This window comes from Agarivorans aestuarii (assembly GCF_019670125.1).
GTDB lineage: Bacteria > Pseudomonadota > Gammaproteobacteria > Enterobacterales > Celerinatantimonadaceae > Agarivorans > Agarivorans aestuarii.
Genome location: NZ_AP023033.1, coordinates 320529 through 338902 on the forward strand (window position 1 = coordinate 320529; position 18374 = coordinate 338902).

The 18374-nt window shown below is 44.7% G+C and carries 18 protein-coding genes; 8 read left to right on the forward strand and 10 right to left on the reverse strand.

Annotated features, from left to right (window positions below):
• Positions 1-9 precede the first annotated feature (9 nt).
• Positions 10-900: a LysR family transcriptional regulator gene (locus K5609_RS01495; protein WP_221075671.1), complete on the reverse strand. Its 891-nt coding sequence runs from the start codon at positions 898-900 to the stop codon at positions 10-12.
• Positions 901-1006: 106 nt separating this feature from the next.
• On the opposite strand from K5609_RS01495, the gene K5609_RS01500 reads away from it, so the two are divergent.
• Complete coding sequence (locus K5609_RS01500; protein WP_016399801.1) at positions 1007-1576, forward strand: NADPH-dependent FMN reductase; 570 nt, start codon at positions 1007-1009, stop codon at positions 1574-1576.
• Between the two features lie 46 nt (positions 1577-1622).
• On the opposite strand, the gene K5609_RS01505 is transcribed toward K5609_RS01500, so the two are convergent.
• From K5609_RS01505 to K5609_RS01515, 3 genes are all read right to left on the reverse strand, one after another.
• A complete protein-coding gene (locus K5609_RS01505) occupies positions 1623-2378 on the reverse strand; it encodes an isocitrate lyase/PEP mutase family protein (RefSeq protein WP_246611929.1) in 756 nt (251 codons plus the stop codon).
• Between the two features lie 125 nt (positions 2379-2503).
• Positions 2504-3283: an ABC transporter permease gene (locus K5609_RS01510; RefSeq protein ID WP_221075673.1), complete on the reverse strand. Its 780-nt coding sequence runs from the start codon at positions 3281-3283 to the stop codon at positions 2504-2506.
• Between the two features lie 99 nt (positions 3284-3382).
• Positions 3383-4510 carry a GGDEF domain-containing protein gene (locus K5609_RS01515; protein ID WP_221075674.1) on the reverse strand — a complete coding sequence of 376 codons (1128 nt, stop codon included), beginning with the start codon at positions 4508-4510 and terminating at the stop codon, positions 3383-3385.
• Between the two features lie 304 nt (positions 4511-4814).
• Between K5609_RS01515 and K5609_RS01520 the strand changes: the two genes are divergently transcribed.
• Positions 4815-5462 carry a YceH family protein gene (locus K5609_RS01520; protein ID WP_221075675.1) on the forward strand — a complete coding sequence of 216 codons (648 nt, stop codon included), beginning with the start codon at positions 4815-4817 and terminating at the stop codon, positions 5460-5462.
• Between the two features lie 50 nt (positions 5463-5512).
• Here the strand turns inward: K5609_RS01520 and K5609_RS01525 are convergent, their stop codons facing one another.
• Both K5609_RS01525 and K5609_RS01530 read right to left on the reverse strand, forming a co-directional pair.
• Positions 5513-6655 (reverse strand): HlyD family secretion protein, encoded by a 1143-nt coding sequence (locus K5609_RS01525; RefSeq protein ID WP_221075676.1) that lies wholly within the window; start codon positions 6653-6655, stop codon positions 5513-5515.
• On the reverse strand, positions 6655-7044 hold the full coding sequence (locus tag K5609_RS01530) for a DUF3302 domain-containing protein (RefSeq protein WP_221075677.1): 390 nt from the start codon (positions 7042-7044) through the stop codon (positions 6655-6657). The genes K5609_RS01525 and K5609_RS01530 overlap by 1 nt, the downstream gene beginning before the upstream one ends.
• A 175-nt stretch (positions 7045-7219) precedes the next feature.
• Here K5609_RS01530 and K5609_RS01535 point away from each other — a divergent pair, with 175 nt between their 5' ends.
• A complete protein-coding gene (locus K5609_RS01535; protein WP_221075678.1) occupies positions 7220-8146 on the forward strand; it encodes an exo-alpha-sialidase in 927 nt (308 codons plus the stop codon).
• Between the two features lie 79 nt (positions 8147-8225).
• On the opposite strand, the gene K5609_RS01540 is transcribed toward K5609_RS01535, so the two are convergent.
• The 4 genes from K5609_RS01540 to K5609_RS01555 form a co-directional block, all read right to left on the reverse strand.
• Positions 8226-9230 (reverse strand): DUF2860 domain-containing protein, encoded by a 1005-nt coding sequence (locus K5609_RS01540; protein ID WP_221075679.1) that lies wholly within the window; start codon positions 9228-9230, stop codon positions 8226-8228.
• A gap of 381 nt (positions 9231-9611) precedes the next feature.
• Positions 9612-10070 carry an aspartate carbamoyltransferase regulatory subunit gene (gene pyrI, locus K5609_RS01545; RefSeq protein ID WP_221075680.1) on the reverse strand — a complete coding sequence of 153 codons (459 nt, stop codon included), beginning with the start codon at positions 10068-10070 and terminating at the stop codon, positions 9612-9614.
• Positions 10070-11002, reverse strand: coding sequence for an aspartate carbamoyltransferase (gene pyrB, locus K5609_RS01550; protein ID WP_221075681.1), 933 nt, complete (start codon positions 11000-11002; stop codon positions 10070-10072). Before pyrB ends, pyrI begins: the two co-directional genes overlap by 1 nt.
• 112 nt (positions 11003-11114) lie before the next feature.
• A complete protein-coding gene (locus K5609_RS01555) occupies positions 11115-11474 on the reverse strand; it encodes a TraR/DksA family transcriptional regulator (RefSeq protein ID WP_221075682.1) in 360 nt (119 codons plus the stop codon).
• Between the two features lie 304 nt (positions 11475-11778).
• Between K5609_RS01555 and K5609_RS01560 the strand changes: the two genes are divergently transcribed.
• From K5609_RS01560 to K5609_RS01580, 5 genes are all read left to right on the forward strand, one after another.
• A complete protein-coding gene (locus K5609_RS01560) occupies positions 11779-12876 on the forward strand; it encodes an extracellular solute-binding protein (RefSeq protein ID WP_246611930.1) in 1098 nt (365 codons plus the stop codon).
• Between the two features lie 403 nt (positions 12877-13279).
• Entirely contained in the window at positions 13280-13876 is a 597-nt protein-coding gene (locus K5609_RS01565; RefSeq protein WP_221075683.1) for a PEP-CTERM sorting domain-containing protein, read from the forward strand.
• A gap of 111 nt (positions 13877-13987) precedes the next feature.
• Positions 13988-15400: an undecaprenyl-phosphate glucose phosphotransferase gene (locus K5609_RS01570; RefSeq protein ID WP_221075684.1), complete on the forward strand. Its 1413-nt coding sequence runs from the start codon at positions 13988-13990 to the stop codon at positions 15398-15400.
• Between the two features lie 93 nt (positions 15401-15493).
• Positions 15494-16027 carry a polysaccharide biosynthesis/export family protein gene (locus K5609_RS01575; protein WP_221075685.1) on the forward strand — a complete coding sequence of 178 codons (534 nt, stop codon included), beginning with the start codon at positions 15494-15496 and terminating at the stop codon, positions 16025-16027.
• Between the two features lie 36 nt (positions 16028-16063).
• Positions 16064-18331, forward strand: coding sequence for a GumC family protein (locus tag K5609_RS01580; protein ID WP_221075686.1), 2268 nt, complete (start codon positions 16064-16066; stop codon positions 18329-18331).
• Positions 18332-18374: the final 43 nt, after the last annotated feature.

The following is an 18374-nucleotide window of genomic DNA, read 5'->3' on the forward strand; positions in this document are numbered from 1 at the left end:
CAACTGTAGTTAATTTGCTAGCGCCTTAAAACGTTGCTTCAAAAACTGGGTGAAGGCCTGAACTTTACTGGTGCGGTGCATATCTACATGTGTGGTAAGCCATTGTGGAATGGCCCAATGTTCTGGTGGTGCCATAAGTGGCAGCAGGTCTGGGTAGGCCTTGGCGGTTTCACAATTGAGTGGTGCTGCGCCAAACCCAGCTTTTATGGCCGGAATAAAGGCATTAAAGTCGTTTACCCGCAAAGCAATTTGTTGCGGATCTAACTCGCTATTCATCCAATTAATAAAGCTAATCTGCGAGTAGGGCTCAATGGTTGAAATAAACTTGTGCCCTGCCACCTCATTTAAGCTTTTAATCTTTCCGTATTTTTTAAGATAAGCACTTGAGCCATAGAGAGTTACTGGGCTATCGGCTAAGTGCTGCACCACGTAGTCTAGATCTTTAGGTTTTTTACCTGGGCGAATGCTTACGTGAGCTTCGCCGTGTTCTAGTTTCAAAATTCTACTATCGGCGGCATATTCCAATTTGATATTGGGATAAAGCGCTTGGAATTCGGCCAGCATTGGCAATAGCAGCTCGGCCATATTATTCACCGTGGTTAATACCAAGGTCCCGGAAAGCTGATTGTCGGTGCCGGCCAGTTTGCCCAATAAACGGTTAAAGTCGTTTTGGGTGCTTTCGGCGGTTTGGGTAAGTAACAAACCTGCTTCGGTGACTTGGTAGCCGCGGGCATGGCGATGAAACAAGCGGGTGCCTAGGCGTTCTTCCAAGGCATTTATTCGCCGTAATACCGTGCTGTGGTGCACATCCAGTGCTTCTGCGGCTGCGGTAAGCGTGCCTAAGGTTGCAACCTTATAAGCTATATGGATGTCGTTCCAATCATTCTTCTGTGCATTCATGCACAGAAGTGTTGCACAGGTGTTGTTTTTCTTCAAATTTGCTTATGTAAGAATGCTCTCAAATCGAAAACAAATTCCATTTTCAGGCTAGGCCTAGGAGCACAACATGACTAAATTAATTGCTATTGCAGGCAGCTTACGCGCTCAATCGTTCAATAAAAACTTGGTGAAAATTGCGGCCAAAGGTGCCGAGGAAGCGGGCGCTGAAGTTCGCTATGTAGACTTAGCTGACTTTGCCATCCCACTTTACTCAGAAGATTTAGAGGCCGAGGGCACACCTGCTTCTGTTAACGATTTAAAACACCTTTTTGCGCAGGCCGATGGCATGTTGATCGCCAGCCCTGAGTACAATGGCTCTATTTCAGGCGTACTAAAAAATGCTTTAGATTGGTTATCTCGCCCTTCTAAGGATGCTGATATTGGCTCGGCCTTCCAAGGTAAAGTGGCCGGTATAATGGCAACTTCCCCGGGCGGTTTAGGTGGCATTCGTGGCTTGGCACATACCCGTGATATTTTGTTCAACTTAGGGGTAATGGTTAGCCCAAACCAAGTGGCTGTTGGTTCTTCTTATCAAGCATTTAATAGTGACGGGCAATTAACCGATGCAGATATGGAGCAGCGCGTAAAAGCCTTAGGTGCTGGGGTTGCCGAAACCGCAAAACGTTTGGCTAAATAGAAGGTCTAAAAGCTCCGGCAACGGCTGGAGCTTTTAATACCAAGCCTTAAAACAGCGTTGCAAAAGATTGGCTTTGCTTAATGCTGGCCAGCTGACTTTCCAGATGTTGCTGCATGTTGTTAAATACAAAGTTACCCATACTGATGCGTTTAACCCCTGCAGCCTGCAGTTGAGCAAAGTTAGCTAAATGCGGCATGCACATTACATTTAGCGGTACGCTGCAGTGTTTACTTAGTTCTTCAATATGCTCCAGCTGCTCGATACCGGGTAAAAAGATCCCATCCGCACCGGCGTCGATGTAAAGTTGCATCCGTTGCTTGGCTAGCCTTACGGCATCCTTGCAGCCAACAAGGAAAACATCACTTCTGGCATTAATGAAGATTTCTATCTCTCTTTGCGTGAGCTGATTTTTTATAAAGGAAAGCGTGGCTGCAAAGTCGTTCGCAGGCAGCAATTCTCGCTGCTGTTTTACCACGCTGTCTTCAATGTTTATTCCAACTACACCGAGTTCATTGAGTGACAGTATGTTGTCGACAATAGTTTGAGGGTTTTGGCTGTAACCTGCTTCTATATCGACACTTAAAGGCAAGCTGCAGTGTTGCTTTATTTGCGCAACAACCTGGATTAATTCGTTAAACGAAAGCTGTTCGCCGTCATCTAAACCTCGAGCAGCAGCAATTGCTGCGCTTGATGTTCCTATTGCGGTAAAACCAAGCTTTTTGGCTATATTCGCACTCGCAACATCCCAAACATTGCAGAGTAATAGTGGTGACTGTTGATGGTGTAAGTTATTGAATGTCATTGCTGTTGTCTCAGAATCTAAAGCTAAAAGGTACATTGAGTAGAAATACTCAACAACCGAAAACTGAACAAGTATTTTTGTTTTTTTAGTCCGTTTGAGTAGACCGTGATAAGCAGTTTTAAAAACTAATTTTTAGTGATTTTAACTAGCCCGGTTGGGCTAATGGCGACTCGAATGCTAATACTAAGCGTGGTCGAAATTGAGACACTTAACATGACAAAAATAGCAATCAGAATAGCCAGTTGATACTTCACCGCTACCATTGGGTCACTGCCTGCGAGTATTTGGCCGGTCATCATACCTGGAAGGGTGACCAAACCTACGGTACTCATAGAGGCGAGTACCGGGGCAAAAGCTTGCTGCATAGCATTTTGCACAAAGCCTTGAGTTGCTTGTAGTCGGTTAGCGCCAAGCGCTAAATAAGCGTGGTATTCGGCGGTTTTTTCATCCAGTGCGCTAAATAGGCGCTGTAAAGCCACAATGTTTCCACTAAGGCTGTTGCCTAAAAGCATACCTGCTAGGGGGATGAGGTACTGAGCGCTATAGCTAGGGCTCGGCTTTAGTAAGGCGAATAGCAGTAGTATCAGTAAAGGACTTAAGCCCAGCACCAGCCCCAATAAGACTGGTATAAACAAGTTTCTTTTAGGTAATTTGGCTTTGCCAAGAATGGCACTAGCGCCCACCACAAGCATAACGATTAACCAAAGTAGGTTGACCCACAAGCTGTTTAAATCAAACAAGAACTGTAAGTACAGACCTAGCAACACTAATTGCACAAGCATTCTTAGTAAGCTGCTGCCTATGTCTTTGCCTAAGCTCAGTTTGAAGTGGCAGTTAAGCCCGATAGGAATCAGCAGTATTAGTGAAAAAGCAGCAAGTGCCAGCCAGCTAATATCTATGGTCATGAGCAAGGTTCCTGTAACAAGTCATTTGCTTGGCGAATTTAGGCAAGAATGATCAGTGTAACCTGAGTGGCTATTGCTGTCTTGCTAGAGAAGTGCTGTTTAGCTGGCTTGTTGGTTAGCTAAGTCGGCAAAGGTGCGAACGCAGTTTTTGCCTTCTGCTTTGGCTTGGTAGACTGCCTTGTCGGCGGCTTTCATAATCGCTTCGTGGTGCTGCATCTCTTGGCTGCGACTAGCAATGCCTACACTTACCGTAACGCTATAGCGCTGATTATTGAGCTGCATATTGGCTATGCGTTCACGAATACTGCGGCCAAGATTTAATGCCCCTTCAGCATTGGTATTGGGGCAAATAAGCAAAAACTCATCGCCGCCCAAGCGAGCTATTACATCGTCGTTGCGCACCGATTCTCGCAAGGCCCGTGCGAGTAGCATTAATACCGCGTCTCCCGCGTCATGACCATTGCGGTCGTTAATTTGTTTAAAGTGGTCGGCATCAATCATCATGCAGGCTAATGGGCTGTCGTTTTCAAGTGATTGCTTCCAAAGCTCCATCAATTGAATCATCGCATGCCGGCGGTTAGGCAGGCCGGTGAGTACGTCGGTATGTGCCAAAGACTGCAAGTGCTGATTGGTTTTTTGTAGCGCTAGGGTGCGCTCTTGCACTTTTTGTTCAAGGTTTTGATTAAGCTCGAGTAATTCGTTGTTACGCACGCTTACCTGATGAAACAAACCGCGCAAAGCAGTAATTAATGGCTCGGTGGCTAAGTCATTAGGTTGCTCAATTTTGCTATAAGCAGAGGCTGGGCTGTCGCCGCCTTCTATGTAATGCAGCTGTTTAGTCAGCACCTGATCGATGCCTAGAATATGATAGGCCAACCACTGAATCAGATAATCCAATAAGTGCTTAATTTTGCTTTGTTTATTGTCGTTGTTAAATTGACTGAGCTTGGCCACTTCGCCTAAAAACTCTCGATGCGCTTTAACATGAGCTTGGCAATGGCGAGGGTCGACTTTGTGTTTTGCCATAAGCAACTCTTCTTCACGAAAGTGCTCTTTAACGTAGTTGTTTAGCTCTTGGCTTAGCGATTCGATAGCAGCTTGTTGCGGACTATGGCTGTCGGTGAGCAGCTCACCAATTTGATTAATTAAATCAATTAAGTGGCGATGCTGATCGTCAACAACAGAAATCCCTGTTTCAAAATCTGATGTCCAACGAAATGATTCCATACTATGTCGCGTCCAGCTTTACCTAGTTAATTACTACTCGTGGGTATTGCGCCGTTACTGTCCCGTTTGAGTGGACGCCCACCTTAACGAGTTATCAGACCAGTAGAACTAATCTACATCAAAAAAAGGTCAAATAAGAGTGTTTATTGCATAAAATTTAGCCGCAAGCGAGGGGGCTTAGAATATTGCATTGATAGGTGTAGAGAAACCTGCCACAAGCGGCTGTTTCTGCCAGCAGATTAACGTATTCTTAAACGACAAATGAGAAAACTTATGTTTCGTTTTGGTTTTAAAGAGGTGAAGAGTGGAACAGAATTTAAGCCTAGAGCAAACCCGTGTTATTGGTGCCTTGTTAGAAAAAGAAACCACAACACCCGATCAATACCCGCTATCACTTAACGCATTAACCCTAGCCTGTAATCAAAAAAGTAACCGTGAGCCGGTTATGGCAATGACCGAGGCCGAAGTACAAGATGTGCTGGTGCAGCTGCAAGATTTACGCATTGTGACCGAAGCACCAATGGCAGGCCGAGTGGTACGTTATCAACACCGTTTCTGTAATAGCCAATTTGGTGGTTTGCAGCTAACAGAGGGACAACGAGCCATTATCTGTTTGCTGTTTTTGCGTGGGCCGCAAACTCCCGGTGAGCTGCGTACCCGTAGCCAGCGTCTAGCTAATTTTGCCAGCGTGCAAGAGGTAGAGCAAAGCTTGAGTGAACTGGCCGAGCATGAAGCCGGAAAACTGGTGCTTAAACTTGAGCGAGAGCCGGGAAAGCGAGAGTCTCGTTATGCTCATTTATTTTCGGGTGAGCCAGCATTGCCTGCAGCAAGTCATGTGGCGACCAGCGCACCTGTTGTTTCAAACCAAAATGCAGAGTTGCAGCAGCAAATTGATGAGTTAAAACAAGAGCTCATGGCCTTAAAACAACGAGTGAGTGACTTAGAGCAATAATTATAAGGCCAGCAAATTGCTGGCCTTTACCTAATAACTATCGTTAGGCTCTAGTGGAAGGGGAAGATGTAGTTCACCCAACCTTGCATTCGCAGCAATACCTTTCTAATCATAGATACATGATGGAAGTGCTCGGTATAAATGGCGACTTGACCACTAATGCCCATGGGGAAGTCAAACTCATCAAAGCGCGGCTCAGGATCAATAATCACTAAGCTGCGGCTATGAACAAAAAAGGCTTCGGCGCCGCGCAAACTGCCATTGGCTTGGAACTCACCTTCGGCAATGGTAGGCATTACCTGAACGACGGTACCTTTAAATACAATGCCTGGCTGGGCGGTAACAATAAACTCGGCTTCGTCTCCCTCTTTCAAACGTTTGATGGAGTTTTCCCAAAAGGCACCAACAAAAATGCTTTCTTCCTTAGGAATAAAGGTCATCACTGGACGCAATGGCATAGGAACGGCCACCATGCCTTTACGTAAACCTAATTGCGTAACGTAACCATCGGTAGGCGCATGCACCACGGTTTGCTCAAGGTCAAACAGGGCTTTATCTAACTGGCTTTGTAATCGTGCAACATTGGTATTCACCCCATTAATTTGCGAGTCGTAGGCTAGCTGAGCATTGGTTTGATTGGCTTGAGCAACTTGCAGTTGGGCTTCTGCTGCTAAATACGCTTGTTGGCGATTTTCTACTTCTAGCTCAGTAAAGGGGCTGTTTTTGCCACCCTTTTTACGCCCTTCGGCATAGCGTTGATAAGCTTTTTGGGTGCGATCTCGCTCGGCTTTCGCTGCGTTGGTGGTGGCTTGTGCGCTGGCGAGTTGCGCCAGTAATTGCGGCACTTGTTGTTGAGCGGCTGCTACTTCGGCTTCGCGCTGCTCTACCACTGCTTCAAACGGCTCGGGGTCGAGTTTGAATAATACATCGCCAGCCTTAATTAGCTGATTGGGTTTTACGGGTACTTCGATTACCTTGCCACGCACTAGCGGCATAATGGGGACTGAGGTATACACCTGCCGAGCATTAGCGGTAAAGGGATGGTTGTAGTTCATCAGGATCATTAATACCCCAATGATTACAATGCCACCGAGCACGGCGGTAGGAACCGTCCATTTAGTCAGGGGAATATTAAAGATTTTGAATATCGCGATGCAGATCCCTGCGTAGGTGAGAATAAGCAATAAATCCATTATTGATTCCCCTGTTGTTGCTCTAGCTGCTGAACATGTTTGCTAATAATCGCTACTTGGCGTTTTAGCTTAGTAATTTCTTCAATTAACTCTTCGTTCTGATCTTCCAGTTGTTGCTCTTTTTGTTCGAGCTCTTGTTCTTGCTGTTGCAACTGCTTAAAACCCCAACCTCGGTCTTCCCGGTATAAAGTGGCCCATATCCATAAAAAGGGCCAAATAGCATGGAGGGTGAATAAACTTATCCAGCCCGCTACATGGATGGCATCTTGGTGAGGGTGATTACGATGTTTTGATATTTCGTAAGGAATATCGTGAATGGCAATGATGCCGTAGAACAAGGTTAAGCCTACAAAGAAAAGTAGTCCTAAAGCGAAAAAATCCAAAAACATGGTCCCTCCTTGGGATATTTTTGCGATTAAGAGAATCTCTTATTCAGCTTAATTGATAATAGTCGATAAGGGTACTAAGTTGCTAAGCTTTTACTCAAGGAGTTGAGCAGCTTAGTTTGCTAGTTAAATCATTCGTTTATGCTGGCGTCGAATGTTGTTGAGGGGAAAACAGTTTATGAAGTTATGCTCAGTAGAGCGGGTATGGGATGAAGGAGAGCATAACGCTTTTACTGATCTGTGCGAGTTTAAGCAAGCTCTATGGTTGTGCTTTCGTGAAGCTGAAGCACATGTGAGTGATGAAGGAGATATTCGCATTTTACGTCGCGCTGCAGATGACTCTCGCTTTGAGTCGGCAGCGTTAATGCACCTACCAGGTATTGATTTACGTGACCCCAAGTTAGTTGAAAGCCCAGACGGGCGGCTGCTACTAACCTGCGCAGGGGTAAATCGCAGCAGCGAGAAGTTTGATTTACAAAGCTATATAGCATGGTCGGACGATGGTGAAAACTGGAGCGATTTAAGTGCCCAAGGCGATGCAGGCATGTGGTTATGGCGCAGCCGCTATTTAGCCGATAGCGCTTACGCTGTGGCTTACAACTACAGCTTAGATAAAGTAAATCTTTATCGAATGGACCCGCAGGGTAACTATCAGCTGCACTTGGATCCTTTATTTAGCTTGCAACAAAATGGTTTGGCTTACCCCAATGAGCATGATTTGTGTTTAATGGATGATGGCTCTGCATTGTGTTTATTACGTCGTGATAAAGATACCGGTACCGGGCAGCTGGGTTATGCCAAGCCACCTTATCTAGATTGGCAATGGCAAGATTTACAACAGCAAATTGGCGGCCCAGCAATGATCAAACTTGATGATGGCCGTTTGCTCTGTGCTGTGCGTTTATATCAACCGGTGCGCACTAGCTTGTGTTGGTTAGATGCTGATAAGGCTCAGCTAAAAGAGTTTCAAGTATTGCCTTCCGATGGTGATACCAGTTATCCGGGATTGGTACAGCAGGGCAATAAGGTGTTTTGCAGCTATTACTCTAGCCATGAAGAGAAAACAGCCATTTACTTTGCCGAGTTAGATTTGAGCCAAGAGTGAGTGCTTAGCTGTAAATTGCTTGAAAAGATAAAGGCAGCCAAGGCTGCCTTTTTTGTGCATTACATATCCCGAGCTCAGGTTATTTAAATCTGTAACCAAAGCCAAGGGCTGCAATGCCACCTTTGCTATCGTAAAAGGTAATGTTGGAATCGGTATTGTTGTAACCACCCAGCAGGTTAAACATGGTGTTCTTCCAACCAAAGGGTTCGTTAAATACATAAATGCCAAATAGCGATATCTTGTCGTCTTTTTGAGTTTGCATATCAAACACGGGATTGCTACCGGAGTATTTGGTTTGACCATATTCCGTATTCAGTGTGAACACGTGCGGACCCGAGCGGTAAATGCTGGTTAAACGTAAAGTATATTGGTCGAAGTCGTTGGCGCTACCGTCGGCTTTGGCGGTGGTGTAAGCCACTGCTGGCGCTAAGAACCATTTACGGGATAAAGGCACAAAGGTTTCGGCAATTAATCGATGCAGGTTGGCATTTCTATCCAAGGCTTTCGCTTGAGCAGAATTTGCACCAAACAAAGCTACACCGCTCTGTTCGTTGTCTACAGTGCGATTGGCGTAAACATATTCCAGAGTTAACGGGCTGTCGGCAATGGATTCAAACCGTAAGCGGCCACCTTGATAATTCTCATCGGTCTTTTGCCGAGCACTGCCAACTAAGTATGGATCTGCCCAAGTGTCGTTAAGTAAAGGGAGCTCAGGAAAGTATGCCGCGGTTATTTTGCTGCGGTCACTAATTGCGCGGGTGTAACCCAGTTCGTATTGAAACTGTGCTCGACCTAAGTTTTCGCGGCTGTTACCCAAGAAGAACTGATTCTTTAAGTCTTGAGTTGTGTAGTCTACCCGCAATAAGGGGTAAACAATTGCAGAGCTAGAGCTTTTGCCATTGTTATTTAGATCGTCGGTAATTTGGTTATCGTCATCAGTAGAAAACTGATTCTGGCCGCTTACATAACCTACGTTCAAGTTAATAGTGGCAGACCAGCCCGGCGCTTCTGCTAAAGGGCGGGCGTCGGCAGTGAAACTAAATAGCATACTGCAACAGAGTAGCGAACTTACTCGTTTAAACATTAGTCACATCCTTGTATCAGGTAATCTGAGTTAAATCATTAGCTTGGATTACACTGTTTACGTTAAGAAAACTTAAATAGATCAATACATTTATAGCTTTACCTTAACTTAAGCTAGCCATTTTGTAAGCACAATTTTGTTGAATCTATTGCTTCGTCTAATACTCTCTACTCAGCAAGTTTGGGTGCTTAGCTAATAATCAGGAACGGTATCACTAGGGAGTAATAGCTTGGTTTTATTAGCTGTAAATGACTGGATTGTTATTAAAAAGCTTAGCTGCTTTAACTATAGAATAAACCTGCTTGGCTGGAAGTTTTTATAGTCGATTTAAAGGCAAAAAAAACAGAGCGGCTAGCGCTCTGTTTTGTTGAATAGCAGGGTTTAATCAAGCTCTGAGAATAGACCGCGATCAAAGGTCTTCTCGCAGTAGTGGCACTTTAGCTTGATCTCTTGCTGCTGGTGGCGCACATAAAAGTTACTGTCGATGGGCTCATTGTGGCTAATGCAGTTGCTATTGGGGCAAGCAAATACCGCTTTAATTTGCTCAGGCGTAGACACATGAAACTTACGCACTACTTCAAAATCTTCAATCACGTTGATAGTGGCATTTGGCGCAAACAAGGCTAGCTGATTAGCTTGGTTTTCATCAAAAGCGGTGTTCTCAACTTTAATTAAGTCTTTTTGCTGCTGATCGCCACTAGGTAAGTTAAGGCCTACTGTGATTCGCTCTTGCGCAGCCGAGAGTTGAAAGAACTTAAGAATTTTAATGCCTTGGCCAGCAGGAACGTGGTCAATTACGGTGCCATGCGCAATGGCTTCTACTTGCAGCTTCTTCTTCATTATTGCGCTCCAAATTCATTGGTCATGATTAATGCGAGTAGGGCTTGGCGAGCGTAGACCCCGTTTTCTGCTTGTTCGAAATAATAGGCATACGGTGTGATATCTACATCGGTAGTAATTTCGTCTACCCGTGGCAATGGGTGCAAAATTTTCAGATTGTCTTTTACTTGCTCAAGCATGTTAGCGCGTAAAATGAAGCTAGATTTGATGTGTTGATATTCGGTTTCGTCGAAGCGCTCTTTTTGTACTCGAGTCATGTAAAGAATATCGAGTTCATCAACCACTTCTTCTATGCTGTCGTGCAGGCTGTATGTGATTTCACGTTCATTCAACTCTTCGATAATGTAGTCGGGCATGGCCAGAGCTTTCGGTGCAATAAAGTAGAACTCGCAACCAAATAGTGACAAGGCTTGAGTGAGAGAGTGCACGGTGCGGCCATATTTTAAGTCGCCAACAAAGGCCACTTTTAAGCCCTCAAGTGAGCCTTGGGTTTCGTAGATGGTGAATAAGTCGAGCAAGGTTTGGGTAGGATGCTGGTTTGAGCCATCTCCGCCATTCACCACTGGCACGCTAGAGAATTCACTGGCTAGGCGAGCCGCACCTTCTTGTGGGTGGCGCATGAAAAAGGCGTCACTGTATGATGAAATCACTTTAACTGAATCAACTAGGGTTTCGCCTTTTTTACCCAGTGAGGTATTTCCTCCGTCGGCAAAACCTATCACGCTACCGCCTAAACGTTGTACGGCGGTTTCAAAAGACAAACGCGTACGGGTTGAGGCTTCAAAAAAACAGCTGGCGACAACTTTGTTTTTTAATAATTCTGGACGGGGTTGTTGCTTGATGCTTTGGGCTGTGTCGACGATTAATTCAAGTTCCTGACGAGATAAATCAGGGATGGAGATAATGTGCTTCTGATAAAGCGGGTTGTTCATGCTCGCAGATCCTAATCCGATGTGAAATCGGAACAGAATTATAACAGCGAGCAGGCTCAGTGAATATGATCTTAATAAGGAATACTAAGATTATTTAGCCAAACAGGTCGAATTAGGCGTATTGGCTGTTTTTTCGCTCGCGATAATCTTGGCAATCAATACAGTAGCGAGATTCTGGGCGAGCATTTAAACGGGCAACACTAATGTCTTCGCCACAACCTTCGCAAAAGCCATAATCTTGTTCTTCGATACGGCGTAGCGCGTCTTTAATGCTTTTAACGTGCGCGATGTCGTGCTGGCGACGGTTCAGCTGCAGCTGTTGAGACTCTTCCTGGTTGGCGCGATCTACGTCATCACCAGAATCTTCTTTGTCTTTAAAGAGTTGAGCGTCTTGCTCGAGGCGTTGTTGAGTTTCGGTCAGTTGCTCGACGAGTTGCAGACGAATGGTCTCTATTTGTTGGTCGCTAATCATTGTTTTGAAAGTATTCCTTCCTATATGTGTTAAGCGTGACTTAGTCCTGTATGCACGCAGTTAACCCAAAAATTTAGTTAATCGTAGATTTTAGCGAGGAGTAAAGCCTTTTCAAAGCGCTTTTTTGGATATTTGTTAGCCAGCCAGCACTTGGGTTTAGATAAATTAACCGTTACTATCTCGCGGCGTGAGCTTAGGGCCTAAATCTTGTGGTTTTTGCCTGTGCAGACGCACTAACTACACTAAACTAACTATCAATAACCATTGTGTGATTAGCCATCACACCATTACGAGGATTGCATGAGTGAATAAACTAAACATGTTGCTGGTAAGCCTATTGGCCATTAATGCTGGCGGAGTAATTGCTCAAGAAGAGAAAGTACTAAATGTTTATAATTGGACTGATTATATTGCCGAAGACACTATCGCTGAGTTTGAAAAAGAAACCGGCATTAAAGTGGTTTACGACGTATTTGATTCCAATGAAGTATTAGAAGCCAAGTTACTGTCGGGTAGCACCGGTTTTGATATTGTTTCACCGTCGCACGACTTTTATGCTCGTCAAATCACCGCTGGGGTTTATCAACAACTAGACCGCAGCCAATTAAGTAATTGGGACAACTTAGATCCTAAATTGCTAGCTACCTTAGAAGCCTATGACCCAGGGAACCTTTACGGCATTCCTTATATGTGGGGAACCACCGGTATTGGTTATAACGTAAATAAAGTAAAAGAAATCTTAGGTGAAGATGCCGAGTTAGACTCATGGTCGTTGGTGTTTGATCCAGAAATAGCTGCAAAATTAAGCCAGTGTGGAATTGCCTACTTAGACGCGCCCAGTGAAGTGGTAGCGTCAATGCTTAACTATATGGGCAAAGAGCCCAACAGCGCCAAATCTGCAGACTATAAGGGTGAAATTGAAAGCCTGATGAATCAGCTTCGCCCAAGCATTCGTTACTTTCATAGCTCGCAATACATTAACGATTTAGCCAGCGGTGACATTTGTGTTGCTATAGGTTGGTCTGGCGATGTACTAATGGCAGGAGACCGCGCGGCAGAAGCTAATAATGGTGTAGAGCTTGAATACATTATTCCTAAAGAAGGCGCTGGCGTTTGGTTTGATATGTTTGCCATTCCTAAAGATGCCAAACACCCAGAAAATGCGCATGCCTTTATTAACTTTGTAATGCGCCCAGAAGTGATTGCTAAAGTGACCGATTATGTTTGGTATGCCAACCCAAACACTAAAGCCACTGCGCTGATCGACCCTGAGATTGCTGCACATGAAGGTATTTACCCTACAGAAGAAGCTTCAGAGAAGTTATTTGGCTTTGTCAGTATTCCACCAAAAGTTGAGCGTACTCGTACCCGGTTGTGGACCAAATTTAAATCGGGTCGTTAAACCTGCGATTTACTCCTTATCCAAAAACGCCATCTTAAGCTGGCGTTTTGTCGGCTAATTTTACACCAACTCCAACCTTATTTATGTTCTGGATATTAGAATATGACTAGAGGAAACTGCAGGCATACTAATTAGTGATTAATTTGTTATGAATAAAAGTCGGGTGAAATTTTAAAACGGTAGTAGATAATAAAAACTACATAATTGGTATTTCGTGACTAGTGTGTCCATTTAATTTACTTTCTGAAAAAATAACAATTTTGTTACAAATGGGTAATTGCTCAAAAAGTATATAAAAAACAAAAGCTTAAAATTTTGTGACCAACTTATCATTTCTGGCTTGGTGATTGCTACCAACATAACGTAGTTGTTGCTTTTCACTTTTTTGGTAAGGAAAACCCTAATGAAAGCTTCCATCTTTATGTTAATTACAGCATTAATGGCATTTAATGCTTCAGCCGCCATTATTCCAGCTTCTGAAAACCCCGCTGAACCAGCGATACCGCTAGTATTTTTGGCGGGTGATGTGCCACCGCATCAAAACCCTATACTTTACCCCGGTGCCGCTTCTGTTAGCACCGTAGATATTAACGATGACGTAAGAGGTACCGTCAGTTTAGACCTGCAAGCCCTAGATTTTCTTACTGATGAAGGCGCATTTCCATACGATAACGGTTTTTTAGACCTTACCTTCCTTTGGTATTTCGGCGGTGTTGAGCAAGGGTTTAATTATAGCTATATCTCATGGGACGAGATCCTTGAAAAGCAGTTATTAGGTTTAAGCTTGTTGACCTTTGTGTCTGATGATTACCTTTTTGTCAATAACTTATTACAAGTAGGCGAGTGGTCACTTTACGCCTATGCCGAACAACAATACCTGGGTGGGTCATTATTTAACGTTACAGAAACGGCTCCAGTACCAGAGCCTGCATCTATTTTGTTGTTTGTGTTGTCTGTTGCCGGTGTCTTTGGCCGTCGTTTATTGCTAACAAAAAACTAATTGATATAAGTTAAGCAGTAGGAAAACGGATTCCCGCTGCTCACCTATGTTGTGCAATAAATCACCAACATAGGCACGCTTTAGCCAACAAGCTTGGCACAAGGATGTGTTATGGGAAACGAAAGAAATGGTTTTGTTCGCAGCCACGAGTTTGAGTTAGCGCTTGTTTATCGCATTACCGACTTAGTGATCATTTTTGCTACGCTAGCATTATTAGCGTGGTGGAGAAATGGCCATGTAGACGGTGATTTCAGGCTGCTAGCTATTGGCTTAGGCATGGTGTTTCTGGTTATTGCAGAGTCTTTCAATTTGTACCGCTCATGGCGGATAGCCTCAGTGAAAGAGCAAGCGCAAACAACATTAAGTGTTTGGCTTATAACAGTGGCAATAATACTCGCGATTAACTATTTCTTAAAAGTTTCCGATATCTACTCACGGCTAGTATTTGGCGGTTGGCTGTTAGCCACGCCTATCGCATTGATTGTATGGCGGATGGTATTTCGTGAAATACTCGCCTTATTAAGAAAAACTGGCTACAACACTCGTAAAACCCTCATTATTGGTGTATCTGAAACAGGCTTAAGGCTACACCAAGAGCTGATATCTAACCCCGACTTAGGTTTACACTTTATTGGTTTCTTTGATGATCGCGACAGTGCTCGCCTAGGCGACGACTCTCATTATTTCGGCCCGGTAGGCTCGGTAGCTAAAGCCTTAGAGTTAGCTAAAAATGGCGAGGTAGACCATGTGTATGTGGCACTACCAATGCATGCCAAAGATAGAATCACCGGTTACCTCAAGCAGTTGTCAGACACCACCTGCACCACCTTTATTGTTCCTGATTTTTTCACTTATAACTTGATTCACTCGCGTTGGAGCAGCTTAGGCAACATTCAAACCGTGAGTGTGTTCGATAGCCCGTTCCGAGGTGTATTTAGTGTAACTGTAAAGCGGATCCAAGATGTGGTGTTAGCCAGCATTATTATCACCTTGATCAGCCCGCTGATGTTAGCGGTAGCCATTGGCGTAAAACTGGGCTCTACGGGGCCAATATTGTTTAAGCAAGACCGCTATGGCCTAGACGGTAAAAGAATTCGCGTTTGGAAATTCCGCTCTATGAAGGTAATGGAGAATGGCGGCACAGTGACTCAAGCTACCCAAAATGACCCACGGGTTACCCCCTTTGGCGCATTTATTCGCCGCACCTCACTAGACGAACTTCCGCAGTTTTTTAATGTGCTATTTGGCAGCATGTCGATTGTTGGACCGCGCCCGCATGCGGTAGCGCATAACGAAGAGTATCGACAAGTGGTTGACCGCTACATGCTGCGCCACAAAGTTAAACCCGGTATTACTGGCTGGGCGCAAATAAATGGCTGCAGAGGCGAAACCGACACCCTAGACAAAATGGAGCGCCGTATTGCCTATGACCTGGAATATATCCAGTTATGGAGCTTATGGATGGACATTAAAATTGTCTATAAAACCATTTTCAAAGGTTTTCGCAGCGACCAAGCCTATTAAGGCATTAGATATGCAAGTGAGTATATGAAAGTTACCCGAGTCACTACTGTTATTACCAGTGTGCAATTAATCTCCATAACAGAGGTGGTTTAAATGTTGATAAAGTTACAGCGTATTTTATTAGTTTGTAGTTTGTTACTTCCTTTATTTAATAGCTATGCAGCCAATGAAGACAATTACCGCTTAGGGCCTGGCGATGTAATTAACATTAAAGTGTATGGTGAAGAAGACCTAAGCATGGAGCTGTTAATAAACAATAGCGGAAAAATTGATTATCCCTACCTTGGCCGTTTAAGCGTGAGTGGCGCAACTAGCCAAGAGCTAAAACAAACTATTCAAACCGGCTTAAAGGGCGATTATTTAATTCAGCCGAAGGTAGCTGTAAATATTGTTCAATATAGGCAGATATTTATCAATGGTGAGGTAGAAAATCCAGGAGGGTATGCCTACCAACCGGGTTTAACTATAGAAAAAGCTATTGCACTTGCAGGCGGTTTCACCGAACGCGCATCCAAAACCAATATCAACGTGAGTTCTGGCGCTAATAATAGCCTTGTATCTAAGGCGACGCTCAATTCTAAAATTCAAGCTGGCGACATTATTGTTGTGAAGGCGAGCTTTTTTTAAGTCTTTAGGCTATTGAACTAACAAGGATGTATAAACGTGAATAGAACCGCCAATATTAATATTCACCCTATTGCCAGTGATGATTCATTTCAACAGAATGCTGCTCGGCAGTTTGAACAAAAAGAAGAGTTGGTCGACTTAGGGCAATACTTTAAAGCGGTGTGGAAGCGCTGGCCAATGATATTAGGCTTTACCTTATTGTCTGCTTTATTGGCAACTTTAGTGGCTTATTCAATAACTCCGGTATATCGTGCTACAGCTACATTACTTATAGAGGCTGATCAGCGTAAAGCTGTATCTATTGAGGATGTTGTTGGGGTGGATACTTCTAAACAGGAATACTATCTCACCCAGTTTGAATTACTCAAATCACGAACAATTGCTCAGAAAGTGATAGACAAATATGGGCTGGAAAAACTCCCTGAGTTTAACGGAGATAAACCGAAGACCACGTTAGATAAGTTTAAAAATCCTGTAAGCAGCCTTCGAGGACTAGTTCAAAACTCAGTGTTACTACAAAGTATGTTTGACATGGGGCAAGGACCATCGGAAATAGATTTAAAATTAGTTAGAAAGCACACTGTTATGGAATCTTTCCGGGAGCGCTTAAGCATAAGCCCTGTTAGAAAAACACAATTAGTTAAAATCAGTTTTGATTCAGAAGATAAGAGACTGGCCGCCGACATTGCTAACGCGGTTGGCGAGGCTTACATCGAAGGTAATCGTGATGCGCGTTTGCAAGCCAGCCGAGAAGCAACCACTTGGCTAGAGGATCGCCTGACTAAGCTGAAGTCAGCAGTGACCAAATCTGAACAACGCTTAACCGCTTTTCTCGAGCAAGAAGGGCTGTTGGATGTGAGTGGCATCGACAGCCTAGCGTCTACTGAATTAGCTGATTTGAGCCGCCGCCTCAGTGATGCTCGAGACCGCCGCGTTGCTGCCGAATCCCTGTATTTCGTACTGCAAGACAACCGCAGCGCAGGCTTGGCCAACCTATCTTCCATCTCCGCCATCTCTAACCACCCACAACTGCGCGATGTGCGGATGGCTGAAATCGAGGCGGAGCGTCTGGTTTCTGAATTAAGTAAGCGCTATGGCCCTAAGCACGATAAGATGGTTCAGGCTCAAGCCCAGCTCGCCTCGGTAAAAGAGCGGGCCAATATGCTGCTCTCTGGTTTAGCCAGCGGTATTGAGAAAGAGTTACGCAGTGCGCGTAGGCAAGAGAGCGCCTTGCAAGCAGATTTAGATAGTAAAAAAGGCCAGTTCCAAGGAATTGCAGTAAAACGTGCTACTTTCGATGCGCTTAAGCGAGAAGTTGAAAGTAATCGTAAACTGTATGATTTGTTCCTAAATCGCCAAAAGCAAACCGCAGCAACCACCGATTTTCAAACTGCGGTGGCCCGTTTTAGCGACCGTGCCATTGTGCCCTTGAATGCCGCTAAACCACGTAAGGGGCTGTTGGTGTTCTTGGTGCTAGTGATGAGCCTAATAGTGGCCAGTTTCCTGTCCTACTTTTTGGCGGTATTTAATAACTCCATCGAGAAGGCGCAAGACGTTACTGAAAAGCTGGGCCTAACTCCGCTAGGGGCAATCCCACTGCTGAAGTTGAAGAAAAGCAAGAAGCGGCCAATCAGTTCTGATGTGTTCTTTGACGACAATTTCAACCGCTTCAGTGAGTCGATTCGTACCCTGCGCACTTCAATCTTGCTCAATATGATGAACCAAGAGGGCCAGACCATTTGCATCACCTCTTCAGCGCCAGGCGAAGGCAAGAGTACGGTTTCCATGAACTTGGCGATTGCCATGGCCAGTATGGAGAAAGTACTGTTAATTGAAGGTGATTTGCGCCGCCCCAGTCTTGGTGGCCGCTTCTCGCTCGCCGCTGCCCACCCTGGCATTTCCAACCACTTAGTGATGAATGCTGATCTAGACGATTGTATCTACATCCATCAAAAGTCAGGTTTACACGTGTTGTCGGCCGGGGCCCTGATTAAGAGTCCGCAAGAGCTACTCGCTTCAGAGAAGTTCGCTGCAATGTTTGCTCAGCTGAGCCAGTCCTATGACCGCATCGTGATCGACTCTCCACCGTTATTGGCGGTGAGTGATGCGCTGATCCTAGCCAAGTATGCTGACTCGGCCTTATTGGTTGTGGGGGCTGGTCAAACCCGGATCAAACAGTTGAAAGATGCTATCGCTAGCTTGTTCAACCATCAGGTTCCGGTTGAAGGCGTGGTCGTGAACAAGGTGAGCCACAAGGCGAGCAGTAAAAGCAACGACTACGGTTATTACGGTTATTCATCCTAACTACGAAATTTGCAAGCCATGGATTGGCGGTTAAGCCCTAGGA

Coding starts and splice junctions, on each gene's coding strand:
- K5609_RS01495 (WP_221075671.1), bottom strand. CDS start 900: ATGAATGCACAGAAGAATGATTGGAACGACATCCATATAGCTTATAAG.
- K5609_RS01500 (WP_016399801.1), top strand. CDS start 1,007: ATGACTAAATTAATTGCTATTGCAGGCAGCTTACGCGCTCAATCGTTC.
- K5609_RS01505 (WP_246611929.1), bottom strand. CDS start 2,378: ATGACATTCAATAACTTACACCATCAACAGTCACCACTATTACTCTGC.
- K5609_RS01510 (WP_221075673.1), bottom strand. CDS start 3,283: ATGACCATAGATATTAGCTGGCTGGCACTTGCTGCTTTTTCACTAATA.
- K5609_RS01515 (WP_221075674.1), bottom strand. CDS start 4,510: ATGGAATCATTTCGTTGGACATCAGATTTTGAAACAGGGATTTCTGTT.
- K5609_RS01525 (WP_221075676.1), bottom strand. CDS start 6,655: ATGGATTTATTGCTTATTCTCACCTACGCAGGGATCTGCATCGCGATA.
- K5609_RS01530 (WP_221075677.1), bottom strand. CDS start 7,044: ATGTTTTTGGATTTTTTCGCTTTAGGACTACTTTTCTTTGTAGGCTTA.
- K5609_RS01535 (WP_221075678.1), top strand. CDS start 7,220: ATGAAGTTATGCTCAGTAGAGCGGGTATGGGATGAAGGAGAGCATAAC.
- K5609_RS01540 (WP_221075679.1), bottom strand. CDS start 9,230: ATGTTTAAACGAGTAAGTTCGCTACTCTGTTGCAGTATGCTATTTAGT.
- pyrI (WP_221075680.1), bottom strand. CDS start 10,070: ATGAAGAAGAAGCTGCAAGTAGAAGCCATTGCGCATGGCACCGTAATT.
- pyrB (WP_221075681.1), bottom strand. CDS start 11,002: ATGAACAACCCGCTTTATCAGAAGCACATTATCTCCATCCCTGATTTA.
- K5609_RS01555 (WP_221075682.1), bottom strand. CDS start 11,474: ATGATTAGCGACCAACAAATAGAGACCATTCGTCTGCAACTCGTCGAG.
- K5609_RS01565 (WP_221075683.1), top strand. CDS start 13,280: ATGAAAGCTTCCATCTTTATGTTAATTACAGCATTAATGGCATTTAAT.
- K5609_RS01570 (WP_221075684.1), top strand. CDS start 13,988: ATGGGAAACGAAAGAAATGGTTTTGTTCGCAGCCACGAGTTTGAGTTA.
- K5609_RS01575 (WP_221075685.1), top strand. CDS start 15,494: ATGTTGATAAAGTTACAGCGTATTTTATTAGTTTGTAGTTTGTTACTT.